The sequence below is a fragment of the [Scytonema hofmanni] UTEX 2349 genome (assembly GCF_000582685.1).
Taxonomy (GTDB): domain Bacteria; phylum Cyanobacteriota; class Cyanobacteriia; order Cyanobacteriales; family Nostocaceae; genus Hassallia; species Hassallia hofmanni.
The window spans coordinates 576,414-590,622 of the sequence record NZ_KK073768.1 but is presented as its reverse complement, the minus strand read 5'-3'; the positions used below and the strand labels follow the sequence as shown (position 1 = coordinate 590,622).

The following is a 14,209-nucleotide window of genomic DNA, read 5'->3' as shown; positions in this document are numbered from 1 at the left end:
GGGATGGGGAGAGGGGGGGATGGGGAGAGGGGGAGAAAGAAGAATTATTCTCCTTGTCCCCTTGTCTCCTTGTCTCCTTGTCCCCTTGTCCCCTTGTCCCCAGTCCCCAGTCCCCAGTCCCCAGTCTCTATTTGTAGATACCGTTGTTAAAGCGATCGTCTCCTTCGTTGAAGACGGCTTCCTGCTCGGTCACGGTAAAGTGATCTAGGTTGGCTTGCAGGATTTGTTTTTGGCGATCGCTTAATCCGGGAATGTTCAACACATCACCTAGCTCTTGGTAAGGAGCATTTTGGATGATTTTCCTAGCGAGGGTAGGATACAGTCCTGGATATTGCTGAAAAGCTCGGACGTTGGTGTTATTTAAGTCAAGTTTTTTACCAAATTCCGTTGCTAGTTTTTGGTCTGCCTTATTTTGCGTTGGTTGAGTGAACTCAACTGCAAGAACTGGCACAAATTGCAAACTTACACCATTGATATTGCTCGCTTGGGCTATCTGAGTTGTTCCCAACCATCCCCAGCAGCCAAGTAACAAGCTAAACACTGTTAATAAACGCACCAATCTTTTCACAATTTTTTACCTCTCCATCAAATTGCATTTAAAGTTTTAAGCAAAAGAGCACTTGTAGAGAGCGATCGCTCGTCATTCGTCAAAAGAACGACAAAGGACAATCCTCAATCCTATGCTCATAACGCAAATAAACACAGCAGTCATCAGAAACTAATATACAGCGTATTAATATCCACAATATTTACTAAGAAGGCAAAAAGGGGAAAGGGTAAGGGGTAAACCCGCATTTCTCACAAAACGGTAGGGGCGGGTTCACAAATATGCTTCAATCATTCACGAATATCTCGTGAACCCGCCCCTACAGCCTCTGGACTTGGGTTTCATAAATTTGGTGAGAAATCCGGGTAAAGTCAGGTTGAAAAAACTTTTCCCCACATGGTATAAAGCCCCTCCACATTAAATATGGGGTATGGGGTTTCCCTTTTCCCCTTTCCCCCTCCCTAGTCCGGTTTAAGAGGCAACGGCAGCTAGCAGAAATAAGGTATCTACCAAAATTGTACTCAGCACCGCTCCACTAAAGGCGTACCAATGCCGTTGTTTTTTAATCAAAGGCAAAACGCCAGCACTCAACAAAATAACGGCGAGAATTAGCGCCCAGGCTTCTCCCCAAGGTGTTTTTACTTGCGCCACAGCACTGTGCAGAATTGGTGATGCGAAAGCTGGTTCGACACTCATGATTTGCCGCCAATAAGGCATTAAGTCTACCAGGTAAAAATACACGTCGGTCAAAGCTGTGCCTAGTAAAGAACCGAAATAAAACCAGTTACCGACTTTGCCCCAATTCCGCATTAAACACCAACAAGCAAATGGTAGCCCAATTGACTCTACTGGCAAATGCCATAACGGTTCCCAACGCAACCAGCCCCAATAAATTGAGCCGGCTAACCAACTCCAACTGAACCCTAGTAGTAAATCTCCCCAAATATGAGTTGCGGAATTTGACATTAATCTAAAACTTAGCCAAACCCAAAATCCTGTTAATACAAAACTTAATAAAGGTAGCGATCGCACTAACGGCGCTTCGATAAACACGGGCACAGATACTAAGAATACCGCAGCCGCAAACACTAACCAACCTTGGCGAGACGGTGCCATCACTCCTAATGAGGGACTCAAAGACAGTACTGTCTCTAACTCTTCTCGGCTTTTTTGCACCGTTTCCGTCTCTAGGGCATTAATTAAAGGATTAGAAGCCGCGTAAGAAGAAAATGTATTGTTAATCAAAGTTTTTAATATTGTTTACTTAACTTTATATTATTTAAGATATCACAACAATAAATCCCCTATGGGGGCATGTTGATTTTACTTTAATTTTAATTGGCTAAAATTATCTGAACCGGACAGAAGGACAACAGAGGCGTAAAGATAGATAATTCGGTAAGATTACGTAGGTAGTGTGGGAGTCTGATTAATGGATATTTGTCTAGTATGGAGTAGCAATCCTGGGTGCGATCGCGTTTGCGCTATTGAATTAGGACTTACGCAAAATTAGAGAAAAACGAATCGCACTTTTACAGACACAAGCCAGTGCGTTGGTTATTTTCCCTCTTGTTTGTTATGTTTCTTTGGACTGCATCGTCGCCCTCTCAAGTTGTAGCAACAAGCACGACACCAAGTTTGGGAGAGTTTTTGGGGAGCATCCCAACGAGTGCAAAAACGCCCACAGGCGCTCCTATTCCTGGGGCTATACGAACAAAGCCTGCCTTGTCTACGACACGCTACGCGAACGCAGGCTATATGAGTCTTAGAGCCTGGGTCGGCAGGCTTTGTTATAGCGATACCCTTCTAGGGTATTGCGGCTTTCGTTGGGATGCTCCCAGTTTTTGCCTAAGTCCTATGAACAATACTTAATAGCCCTAAGTCAACCGTCCAAAGTCAACAATCCAAAGTGCAGGTTTTTTTCACTATTAACTGTTAACTGTTGACTGTTGACTGTTGACTCTTAACTGTTAACCTTTAATCCTTGACTATCCGATGGTATCAAAACGTCAATTATTTGTTCTTTTAAGTGCAGCATCCGCTTTCACCTCGTTTGCCGCATTCCCGCTCAAAGCTATTAGCACCCAACCGAATGCAGCAGCATCAGGGGTGCAACAAATGAATATCTTGCAAGCGATTGTTTTAGGCTTCGTGCAAGGAATGACTGAATTTTTGCCGATCAGTAGCACAGCACATTTAAAAGTTGTTCCCGTGGTACTAGGTTGGGGTGATCCGGGGGTAGCTTTTACCGCCGTAATTCAACTTGGTAGCATCGCCGCCGTTGTGTGGTATTTTTGGCAGGATCTGGTGCAAATTATTAGAGGAGCGACAAGAGCGATCGCCCAAAAAGATTACAATGACTTTAACTTTCGTCTCAGTTTAGGAATTATCTTAGGAACACTGCCGATCATCTTCTTTGGGCTTTTGATTAAAAAGCTGATTCCCGACTTTGATAATTCACCGATCAGAAGCTTATCAGCGATCGCTATTGCCTCTATTGCTATGTCTATATTACTCGGTGTAGCAGAAAAATTAGGCAAACGCCAACGCAACTTTGATAAATTGACTATGGGAGATGGCTTATTGATGGGTTTAGCGCAGTCTCTAGCATTAATTCCTGGCGTATCTCGTTCTGGTTCCACTTTAACAGCGGGACTATTTATGGGATTAGAAAGAGAGACAGCAGCAAGATTTTCCTTTTTGTTAGGGATTCCAGCGATTACCTTAGCTGGATTAGTTGAGCTAAAAGATGTTCTCTCACTAGGGTTAACTGGGGAAGCGATAGTTCCTTTAGTTGCTGGTATAATTTCCGCTGGTGTATTTTCATATATAGCGATCGCCGGATTGTTGCGCTTCCTTAAAACTCAAAGCACATGGGTGTTTATTTGGTATCGCTTGGCATTTGGAGCAGCAATCTTGAGTGCGATCGCTACTGGAATATTGAAAAATAGTTAGTTAATTGTTGGTTGTTGATTGATAGTTGATAATTGTTGGTTGATAGTTGTTGGTTGATAGTTGATAATTGTTGGTTGTTGGTTGATCTACGAACCAAAATGCATTAACTCTTAACTACTATCCACCATCCACTAACCACTATCCACTATCCAATGACTCATCCTGCCCGAATTACTGGTGTATTACCAGATTCCATCGCTGCGGAAATTGGCTTTGCTGTGGGGGATGCGATCGTTGCTATCAATGGTACGCATCCCCGTGATTTAATTGACTATCAGTTTTTGTGCGCTGATGAAGTTCTCGAATTAGAAGTTTTAGACGAAAAAGGCAAAACTCATCACATTGAAATCGAAAAAGACTACGACGAAGACTTAGGATTAGAATTTGAAACGGCACTGTTTGATAATTTAATTCAGTGTAATAACCGTTGTCCATTTTGCTTTATCGATCAACAGCCACCAGGCAAGCGACAAAGCTTGTATTTTAAAGATGATGATTATCGCTTGAGCTTTTTGTATGGCTCATACTTAACTCTTACCAATTTACCAGAGCGAGAATGGCAGCGCATTGAAAAAATGCGACTATCTCCGTTATATGTTTCGGTTCACGCAACTGAACCAGAAATTAGAATTAGATTGTTGAAAAATCCCCGTGCGGGACAAATATTAGAACAACTAAACTGGTTTCAAGAAAGACGATTGCAAATTCATGCTCAAGTCGTCGTTTGTCCTGGTATAAATGACGGCAAACATTTAGAACAAACATTGCGAGATTTAGCGTCCTTTTCTACTGGGGAAGTTCCTGGGGTAGCATCTGTAGCGGTGGTACCTGTGGGTTTGACGCGATTTCGTTTAGAAAAAGATGAACTTATACCAGTAAGTGAAGAAAAAGCCATAGAAGTGATTTCCCAAGTGCGATCGCTTCAAAAAGAATTTAGCAAAAAATACGGTTCTAACGTCGCTTGGTTAGCTGATGAGTGGTTTTTGATTGCTGGTGAAGAATTACCCAGCGAAGTTGAATATAACGACTATCCGCAAATAGATAACGGTGTCGGTTCGATTCGTTTATTTCTCAAGCAGTTTGCGATCGCTGCTGCTGAATTATTACCGCCAAAAATCTCAAACGCACGAAAGTTTACCTGGGTAGTTGGCAATGCAGTTGAAAAAGCATTTCAACCGATTTTACAGCAATTGAATTCTGTAGAAAACTTAGAAGTAAATATGCGTGCTTTGAAGAGCGATTATTGGGGACAAAGTATCAGCGTTACTGGGTTGCTAACTGGTCATGATTTGCTTTTAAACTTACAAGGGCAAGATTTAGGAGAAGGAATTTTGCTACCGAAAGTTATGCTCAAACATGGTGAATTGATATTTTTAGATGATATGAGTATTGAAGAAGTAGCTAGCCAACTGAATACAAAAATCTTACCAGTCGCCGGTGTGGAAGATTTAATCAATACTTGTATTGATTAAGTTGGAGCGCGATTAGCTATCAGTTTAAATCATCAACACTGTAAATTCATATCTTGCACCAGTCCCAACAACCGCCTCAGAATGAATTCTAAGGCTAATAGCTAAAGTCTTCGCGCAGAAGACTTAGTAAGGCTTTCAGTCAGTTTTAACTGACTTTTGCTATGAGCCTGGAAATTAATTTCCAGGCGATTTATGCTGCTAATCGAGAATGGTGCAAGATATCTATTGAAATGGACTGTACTTCAACACGATGTTTGGGTACTTCAACACGATGTTTGAGTACTTCAAAACGATATTTGAGTACTTCAACACGATGTTTGAGTACTTCAAAACGATATTTGGGTACTTCAAAACGATATTTGGGTACTTCAAAACGATATTTGGGTACTTCAACACGATATTTGGGTACTTCAAAACGATATTTGGGTACTTCAAAACGATATTTGGGTACTTCAAAACGATATTTGGGTACTTCAACACGATGTTTGGGTACTTCAACACGATGTTTGGGTACTTCAAAACGATGTTTGGGTACTTCAACACGATGTTTGGGTACTTCAAAACGATATTCTTTTTGGATAATCCAGCGTTGTTACAGTTTGCACCATTAACACGTACTGATTCTCCTAGAACTTTGCGCTTCGCAGGTTGGAGAAAGGGTTGCTAGAATTTCAGATAACAATAAGCGACAGAATATTGCTTCGTGTGCTGATATTTTAGCTGGTTTGCGGTTCGAGAAAGACTTAATTCGTCAATTTCTGAGGGAGGACATGATGCAGGAATCCGTGACTTATCAAGATATTTTAAGTAAAGGAAAGCAACAAGAAGCATTATCGTTGATAACTCGCTTGCTCAATCGCCGTTTGGGTAATGTCTCGGACACTGAAGTTGAGCGTCTGCGCGGGTTGTCAATTGAAGAATTGGAAGCATTGGGTGAGGCATTACTTGATTTTACTTCGGTTGCTGATTTAACTAGTTGGCTTACGCAACAGTAATTGAATTGTATTTATTTTTTCAGACAATTTTAGATTTAAAAGCTGTTGCTCCGGAGAACAGATTGGGTTGGTCAGGTAGATTGGCTTAATCGGTGGCGGCGTTCTTCGTAGGGCAATGGGCAATGAGAATAATAAAATTCTTTCCATGCCCCATGCCTCATACCCAATTCCTAACGTCGCAACTCTACCCGCTCACCGTATCGCAACAACCTTTCAATAGTAGCGAGGCGATTTTCCCAGGCTCTAACTTGATAAGGATTATCAATATTTTCTTGCCGCATCCAAATGCGAAATTGAGATTTAAAGCGAGTAAGTGTTGCTTTTGCCGCAATTAACTTACTCGCAGAAGGAGCGGCAGAAAGCTGATCTAAAGCACTTTGCAAAACTTCTGTTTGGCTGTTAAAAGTTGAAAGTGTCGTTTCAGGTAGACGCAATTGGTCGTTTTGCAAGACAAACTTCCATTCGCGTTGCAGCGCTGTGTAACGCACCGCAGCAGTTTTAAAAGGCTGACGGTGAGGAATAATTTCATTTTGCCGAATGCTACCTTGAGTATTACCAAAGACTTTCTGTAAGTCGTTAGTCAAATTCTCCGCAGCAAACAATGCGTAACCGCTAACTGGCAAATCCCTGATTACCTGAATTTGATCGAATGCACCAATTACCGGCAAAGAAAGCAAGCGAATTCCCGGCACTAACAAAGTTGCACCTAATTTTGTGGAAGCAATCCAAGGTTGTGCTAGTCGCTGGAAGCGAGGAGTATCTAAGGCATAAGTCATGGGGATAATTAAATCTATATCTCCCTGTCTTGCCCAAACTTCCCAATGCTGTTGAATTTTCTGAATCCGTTCTAATTCTGGCAGAGGAAATACAGCAACTGACACAATTAAATTAGGTCGCTTTTGTCGCAACTCCTGAGAAGCTTGAGCAACAAAACTATCAACTTGCTGGGTGCGAAAATTTGTCCACTTTTGCCACAAATCCCGTTGAGACGGAGAAATACTAATTGGATCTACGCCATTAAGTTGTTGAAACTGCGCTCTGGCAGCTTTACCATAGCCGTAAATTCTGCCTGCGGCTGGATCTTGGAAAGGATAGCGAATGTAGTCTAGATGCAGCCCATCTACATCATAGCGAGTAACAATTTCTTCATAAAGCTTAAGTAAATACTGCCGCAATTCTGGATTAGCCGGGTCGTAAAATGGCTTAGTTTGTCCTGGGGGAATCATGTTACCCCGGTTATCGTAGTTTGCCCAGTCAGGATGAGCGGCTAGGACGGGTCCTGGATAATTAGCAGGAGCATTGATAACTTCGTTGTGACGCTGATTGCCAGCCGCAAATGTCCAAACCCAAGCGTGTAATTCCATGTGGCGCTCGTGGGCTAATTTCACTGCTGCGGCTAAAGGGTCCCAACCCCGAATTAAGGGGTTTTGCTGGGGCGCAACTTGACTGGGGTAAATTGTATAACCGGCGTTGACAGTTTCAAAAAAGACGGTATTAATACCGACTTTGGACAGCCGATCAAATATCTCAGCTAGCCCTTGCTCGTTTTTAGCGCGGACGATTGTACCTCTGTCTAACCAGACGGCGCGAATTTCTGGTTGAGCTAATTGGCGATCGATAGGAAATTGTTGCCACAAGTTGCTTTTTGCTTGAATCCATTGCTGACGCGCTTCGGCGTACTTTTGTTGGGCAATTAATTGAGGTAAGTTTTTGGCAATATTTCTGGCTTGTTCGGTAGTAGAAATTGGCACTCCCGGTCGTGTGGATGCGACTTGGGTAGGTTGTGCCTGCTTGACAATTGGGGAATTGTTGTCAATGGCGTTGGCGGTTAAATTGGCGCTGTCAACTCGACCGATGAGATTTTCTAATTCTTGTTGTAAGGCGATCGCATCACTATTACTTATCGGTGCATTTGAGTTGGGGACAACATCCAGACGCACCGCTTGTTCTAGTTGATCGATCGCTTCTTCTGACTTTGGGGGGTTGACATTAGGAATCGGTCTAGATTGAGGTGCAGTGGCGACGAGAGGGGCGGGAAAAGAGGCGCGGGTAGGGGGAGTGGTAGAGACGTTCCGCCGGAACGTCTTTGTCTCTACAGGAGTTGGCGAAGCAACGGCAATCGATGTCGAACAGATTGGCGAACCGCCTTCTATTTTATTTGAGGCATTTGCTGTTTCTTTCACATGACGGTTGACAGCGGCTTTTAACCAAGCTGTATCTAACTCCAAAGATGAAGCTGTATCTACTCCCCAACGCCAGCCAAAAAAGGTGGATCGTTCAGTTGTGACAACGGCGGCGGGATTATCTTTAGAATTCCAAACAGCAGCAGCTTTACTGTTTGCATTATCAGCAACGACAACACCGCCACGCACTTTACCAAAAAGTCCGTTTTGGTTTGCCCAATTTTGTAAGTTGTTTTTTGCGGGTTGCAATTGTTGTACATCATTGAGGCTGAATCCCCAGTAACCTCCTAAGAGTGTTTGCAATAACTGCCGCACTCCCGGTGCTGATAAAGTACCTACAGGTCCTGAGGCAATCAATCGCCCACCTTTGCTCACCCATTCTTCTAGAGCGATCGCTTGTGCGGGTGTTAATGTATCTACATTCGGTAAAAATAATACTTGGCGATCGCCCCAATCTGCCGCACTCCTGACATTCGTCAAGGAAATTACACAATACTTTACCCCAGCCCCTTGCAAGCGGTTTGTTATACCTGTCCACTGATTAGTATTTTCTTGGCTCTGCACTATCGTTAATATCGGGCTTTGGGTAGCCGCGATCGCAGGCTTAATCTTAAAGAAGGCAAAAGGTAAAAAGTAAAGGGTAAAAGCTATTAGCAATTTTCTCTTTTGGCTTTTTTGCTTCTTACTTATTTGTTTTTCTTGATTCCTCACGCTTTGACTCCTCACGCTGACTACTCGACTTTAGACTAATGTATGGAAAATTACCCAGCAATGATGGGTTGAAGTAATTTATGGTTGCAATTACCGGGAAGTCCTTTAATAATTCTCTTAAGGTGTTCAATAGCGATCGCCTAAACAGTGTCGAAAAATCAAGGTTTCATCTTGAAATTTATACCACATAGTTGATAGTCCGCAGAGCCGAAGCGGATTTTGTACATATAGCTCTACCCTAAAAGCTTGTCATTACCAACATATTTTGGTGTATAAAGACGCGAAATTTCGCGTCTCTACAAAATTTATTTGTATCAAAGTTTTCGGCAAATGGTATAATTTAATGCCTGGTAAATTATTTACAATGTAAAGACGTTCCGCCGGAACGTCTCTACGACGGCAGGTAGGTTTTTATTATTGTTAATTAAACGGACATGATATAATTACTTGAATTTTGATCTAAAATACTGTAATAAATTTTCCTAATAAATTAGCAGGGAGCCTAAGCCTGTGAACTTTGGAAGACTTCCTGCTATTGTGAAATTTGGTGAGTAAAAAAAGTGATTAGATATTAGCTAATAGTTGCTGGTTTTAACGGGTCGCCAAGATTGTTTCCCCGACTCTTAGCGCAGCAAGTCTAAGTCATGTATGGCGCTCGCTTTACTGGGGACTCTTTACTGGGGACGCAGACGCGAGTTTTCTTTAAAACTCGTGTGTGGGTCCCAATCCCCTTCCAAGTAAGGAAAGTCTCCCCAGTCCCTAATCCCCAGTCCCCAGTCCCTTTTTCATGAGATTTCTCCCTTTTGCTTTGTTGCCTCAATGGCTGCTCTGAGATTGCTTTGATGTTCTGACAAGAGCCGATCGCCCTCCTCTTTTTCCAAACCAGTCCAATGCATTAATAGTGCTAATTTTACCCACTTGCCACTGCGTTCTAGTAACAAATTAGCGTCTTCACGACTTAAGCCTGTAAGGTCTGACAAAATTCGCAAAGAGCGATCGCGTAACTTTTGATTTGTCACTGCGACATCGACCATGCGATTGCCGTAAACTTTGCCAAGCTTGACCATCACTCCTGTAGAAATGATGTTTAAAGCTAGCTTTGTTGCTGTTCCAGCTTTTAAGCGAGTTGAACCAGCTAGCACCTCAGGTCCTGTTAAGAGGCGAATGTCAATATCGACATTAATCTTAACTTGATCCTCAGGGACACAAGCCATAAAAATAGTAGTGGCTCCCCGCTGACGAGCAGCATTAAGGGCACCATGAACAAAAGGCGTTGTACCCCCGGCAGTAATCCCGATGACTACATCTAGTTGTGTAATTTGTCGTTGAGCGATCGCAGCTTCTCCATCTTGCGATCGGTCTTCTAAATCTTCGGAACTGCGTACCAATGCCCCTGCACCACCGGCAATTACCCCCTGTACTAACTCTGGAGGTGTACAAAAAGTTGGAGGACACTCGGCTGCGTCTAAAACTCCTAATCTACCACTGGTTCCCGCACCGATATAAAACAGACGTCCTCCATGTCGCAAACGTTCTGCGGTGCATTCAATCGTTTGGGCTAGCTGATTTTTGGCTTTCTCAACCGCAGCCACAGCTTTTTGGTCTTCGCTGTTAAATAGTTCTACGAATTCCAAACAACTGAGCTGGTCTAAGTTTAGACTATGAGGATTTACCTGCTCAGTTAAAAGATGCCCGCGCTCCTGCAAATTTTGCATTGTCTACATCCGTTACATCTATTAATTATCCCTTAACTATTAACAGTCAGTTGTTTTTTGTCATCTAAATATTGACTAATGACTAATTACAACAATCCTTCCAATTTCCGACGAATGCGGTCTATTTCCGAATCCGAAAATTCTGGTTGTTCTGACTGCGCTTGATTGGGAGGTTGGGATTGTTCATCATTGTTCTGTTTTGGGGCATTTGGTTGCCAGTCGGTTTCTGGTACGTTTATTTCTGGGGGAATGGTTAATTCGCCGTTTTCCGGGACGATTTCCCAGTCATAATTAGCACTTTCACAAAATTCTTTGATTTCTTCGGCGTTTACCGCTTCTACTGTGGGTGAGGCGAAATCTTGAGCTTCTAACAACAGAGCATAGCGAGTAGCGTCGTCTTCTGACTCGAACATCAGAATTTTCTCGCGATCGCCTACCCGAATGGAGTGAATTCCCTCATTGTCAGTTCGCGCATTAAAAATTAACACAAAAACACGCATGGGTGTAATCATCAGTCCTTGATTAATAAAATTTTCTTGACAGTCCGAATATCGCCATACATCAAGCTCTTAACAGTTATTTGTCATTAATTCTCGTTTATACGCCCTCTTACTCTATCCTGTATCACTGGTTGAGTTGGCGTATCCTGGTAATGACATATCAAATAGAGTGTCCGTTAGCTTTCTTTTGTGTACCAGCTACATCCGCCGAATAATATATTAAAACTAAATGGCTAACTCTCCCCATCAAGATCCTAACTCTAATGCTCGTGCTAATAAACGTTTTTGGTTTCTAGTGTTAAGTCGCGGTGGTATTGGCTTGGGTGGACTTTTATTGGTTGGACTTATCGGTGGTGCTTGGAGATTATGGATTTTTGTCCAACAAGAGTTAGCACCGCTGGCACAACAAAACCTTACCACTTCACTTAACCGTCCAGTTCAACTGGGGAAAGTTAAAGGATTTTCTCTGACTGGAGTCAGCTTTGGATCTTCAGCAATTCCGGCAACACCTACAGATCCCGACCGAGTGACAATTGGTGGGGTGGATGTAGGTTTTGATATATTACAGTTACTCACTAAGCGTACATTAAAGCTAGATGTCACCCTTGTCAATCCGGATCTCTACATCGAACAGGATCAACAAGGGCGCTGGATTACTACTAGCATCGCACCACCAGGTAAAAGCGGCGCTATAAAGACTGATTTGGGCAAAATTCACTTTAGTAACGCCAAGTTGGTTTTAGTACCCTATCGAGAAGGGGGACAAGGGGGACAAGGGGACAAGGGGACAAGGGGACAAGGGGAAATTTCTTCTGCTCCCCCTGCTCCCCCTGCTTCCCCTGCTCCCCCTGCTTCCCCTGCTCCCCCTGCTTCCCCTGCTCCAACAGTTGCATTTTCGCAGCTTAACGGTTATGCCCAACCTCTGGAAAACAACAAAGTGATTAGGTTTGACGTGCAAGGGGTACCAGATACTGGGGGTACAATTGCCCTTGGGGGAGATGTGCGTATAGAGGGAGGAGGGATACAACAAGCTAAGTTAAAGGTTCAAGCGGAAGATTTCCTTGCTTCTGATATCACTAGTGTGATTAAATTACCACTGATATTAGAGGCAGGGCGAACAAATGGAAATTTACAAGTTGAATTAAACGGGAAAAAACAACCTTTACTGCAAGGAAGCGCTAGTTTACAGGGAGTGCGATTTCAAATTCCCAAAGTGCCACAACCATTTGTCAATTCCCAAGGAAATCTCAATTTCCAAGGTACGCAAATCAAGGTTGATAATGTGGCGACTAGCTACGGTAAAATACCATTAGTAGCTAATGGCATCATCGATACAATAAATGGGTTTAAGCTGACAGCGCGATCGCAATCTGTAACTGTAGCTAATGCTTTAGAAACTCTCAAGGTAAAATCGCCTTTAGCCGTAAGTGGAGAAGTAAAAACTGACTTGCAAGTTAGCGGGGGAATTTCTAAGCCATTTCTCTCAGGTACAGTTGTCAGCACCAAATCTGCCAAAATTGACAAAGTTGATTTAGACAGCTTCCGCAGTAAATTTGATTTTTCCACTGCTGCTTCCCTAATTACCCTTAAAGATATTCAAGGTAAGGTAAAATTAGGCGGCGATGTAACTGGTGGTGGCACAATCGCTCTTGGTCAAGTTCCCCAAATTAATGTCAATTTCCGTGCCAAAAATCTGCCTGGAGACGTATTTGCAAAAGTTTATGAAGTAAATACGTCAAATGTGCAAATCGGCACTATCTCTGGTAATGCTAATTTGAGTGGCGGTGGTAATAATGTGCAAACTGTGGTAAATTTTCAAGCACCACAAGCTACCTACCCGACAACTGGTGAAGTAGCGATCGCACCAGATAAAAGCGTTTCTTTCCGCAATGTGCTTGCTAGTGTAGCTGGGGGTACAGTACTAGCAAACGGTAGTTTTGCCAATCAACGCTGGCAAGCTGTAGCTCAAACTAAAGGTGTGCAGTTAGAACCATTTGTAGACAAACAAGAACGTACAGACGCGATTAATCGCGTCTCTCCAATGCAAAATGTCTCTCTTGCCGGGGTAGATTTAAACGGTCGTTTCAGATTATCCGGCACTACGGGTCCGTTTCAAATTGCCAAAATTGACTCGGAAAACGGACGGGTTCAAATTGGTGGTGGTACTGTTGCAATTTCTAACATCAACTTCCAAGACCAAAACGTTTCCGCTCAATTAATTGCAGAAGGTGTCCGACTGGGACGAGTATTGAAAAAGGCACCACCTATTTTACAAGCACCTTTGGCGGGTAAATTCCAAATCGCAACCAGCAGAGATAATTTTAGCCTGAAAACTCTCCAAGCTACGGGCAATGCACGTTTAGCCGTTGGTGGTGGTACAGTCACAGCGGCAAATATCCAACTTGCTAATGGGGTGTATCAAGCACAAGTGCGGGCAAATGATGTATCTGTGCAAGAATTGGCACCCGCAGCTAAGGATTTTCACGGAAGGTTAAACGGTCAGTTTCAGGTGGCAGGAAACGCTGAATCAATTACACCAGAAACCATCCAAGCAACTGGTCAGGCACGGGTGAATGTGGGAAATGGTACAATTACGGCATCAAATATTCAACTTGCTAATGGCGTATATCGGACGCAAGTCCAAGCAAATAATGTGCCTTTGCAGCGTTTGCCGTCAGTACCACCCCAGTTACAAGGTGATTTAAACGGTCAATTTAATGTGGCAGGGAGCGCTACTTCCTTTCAACCAGAAAGTATCCAAGCTACTGGTCGGGCAAGGGTGAATTTTGGTAAGGGTATAGTTACAGCCTCGAATATTCAACTTGCCAATGGTCGATATCAAGCGCAAGTCCAAGCAAATAATGTGCCTTTGCAGCGTTTGCCATCAGTACCACCCCAGTTACAAGGTGATTTAAACGGTCAATTTAATGTAGCCGGAAGTTTGGAACCATCCCAACGGCAAAATATTCAAGCTACCGGTGAAGCGCGGGTGAATTTTGGTAAGGGTACGGTTACAGCTTCAAATATTCAACTTGCTAATAATCGATATCAAGCTCAAATTCAAGCAAATAATGTGCCTTTGCAGCGTTTGCCATCAGTACCACCCCAGTTACAAGGTGATTTAAACGGTC

General features: G+C 43.1%; 8 protein-coding genes and 1 pseudogene. 4 read left to right on the top strand and 5 right to left on the bottom strand.

All coding sequences use genetic code 11. The features are described from left to right. Window positions 1–127: 127 nt before the first annotated feature. Both psbU and TOL9009_RS0107645 read right to left on the bottom strand, forming a co-directional pair. A complete protein-coding gene (psbU, locus tag TOL9009_RS0107650) occupies window positions 128–568 on the bottom strand; it encodes a photosystem II complex extrinsic protein PsbU (RefSeq protein ID WP_029632282.1) in 441 nt (146 codons plus the stop codon). A 450-nt stretch (window positions 569–1,018) separates the two neighbouring features. After that, entirely contained in the window at window positions 1,019–1,792 is a 774-nt protein-coding gene (locus tag TOL9009_RS0107645; RefSeq protein WP_029632281.1) for a DUF3120 domain-containing protein, read from the bottom strand. 750 nt (window positions 1,793–2,542) lie between these two features. On the opposite strand from TOL9009_RS0107645, the gene TOL9009_RS0107640 reads away from it, so the two are divergent. The 3 genes from TOL9009_RS0107640 to TOL9009_RS49100 all read left to right on the top strand — a co-directional run bounded on the left by TOL9009_RS0107640 (window position 2,543) and on the right by TOL9009_RS49100 (window position 5,969). Continuing rightward, the gene (locus TOL9009_RS0107640; RefSeq protein ID WP_029632280.1) at window positions 2,543–3,502 is read left to right on the top strand and encodes an undecaprenyl-diphosphate phosphatase; all 960 of its coding nucleotides are present in this window, start codon (window positions 2,543–2,545) and stop codon (window positions 3,500–3,502) included. Window positions 3,503–3,654: 152 nt separating this feature from the next. Continuing rightward, complete coding sequence (locus TOL9009_RS0107635) at window positions 3,655–4,974, top strand: TIGR03279 family radical SAM protein (protein WP_029632279.1); 1,320 nt, start codon at window positions 3,655–3,657, stop codon at window positions 4,972–4,974. 770 nt (window positions 4,975–5,744) lie between these two features. After that, entirely contained in the window at window positions 5,745–5,969 is a 225-nt protein-coding gene (locus tag TOL9009_RS49100) for a DUF4351 domain-containing protein (RefSeq protein ID WP_242055719.1), read from the top strand. 170 nt (window positions 5,970–6,139) lie between these two features. Here TOL9009_RS49100 and TOL9009_RS0107620 read toward each other — a convergent pair whose 3' ends face one another. From TOL9009_RS0107620 to TOL9009_RS0107610, 3 genes are all read right to left on the bottom strand, one after another. Next, on the bottom strand, window positions 6,140–8,863 hold the full coding sequence (locus TOL9009_RS0107620) for a family 10 glycosylhydrolase (RefSeq protein ID WP_029632276.1): 2,724 nt from the start codon (window positions 8,861–8,863) through the stop codon (window positions 6,140–6,142). Between the two features lie 785 nt (window positions 8,864–9,648). Further along, the gene (gene murQ, locus TOL9009_RS0107615; protein ID WP_029632275.1) at window positions 9,649–10,578 is read right to left on the bottom strand and encodes an N-acetylmuramic acid 6-phosphate etherase; all 930 of its coding nucleotides are present in this window, start codon (window positions 10,576–10,578) and stop codon (window positions 9,649–9,651) included. Window positions 10,579–10,664: 86 nt separating this feature from the next. After that, a complete protein-coding gene (locus TOL9009_RS0107610) occupies window positions 10,665–11,090 on the bottom strand; it encodes a DUF3110 domain-containing protein (protein ID WP_029632274.1) in 426 nt (141 codons plus the stop codon). Between the two features lie 217 nt (window positions 11,091–11,307). Between TOL9009_RS0107610 and TOL9009_RS45285 the strand changes: the two are divergent. Continuing rightward, window positions 11,308–14,209: pseudogene (locus TOL9009_RS45285) on the top strand (translocation/assembly module TamB domain-containing protein); the annotation flags it as partial.

Coding starts and splice junctions, on each gene's coding strand:
- TOL9009_RS0107640 (WP_029632280.1), top strand. CDS start 2,543: ATGGTATCAAAACGTCAATTATTTGTTCTTTTAAGTGCAGCATCCGCT.
- TOL9009_RS0107635 (WP_029632279.1), top strand. CDS start 3,655: ATGACTCATCCTGCCCGAATTACTGGTGTATTACCAGATTCCATCGCT.
- TOL9009_RS49100 (WP_242055719.1), top strand. CDS start 5,745: ATGATGCAGGAATCCGTGACTTATCAAGATATTTTAAGTAAAGGAAAG.
- murQ (WP_029632275.1), bottom strand. CDS start 10,578: ATGCAAAATTTGCAGGAGCGCGGGCATCTTTTAACTGAGCAGGTAAAT.
- TOL9009_RS0107610 (WP_029632274.1), bottom strand. CDS start 11,090: ATGATTACACCCATGCGTGTTTTTGTGTTAATTTTTAATGCGCGAACT.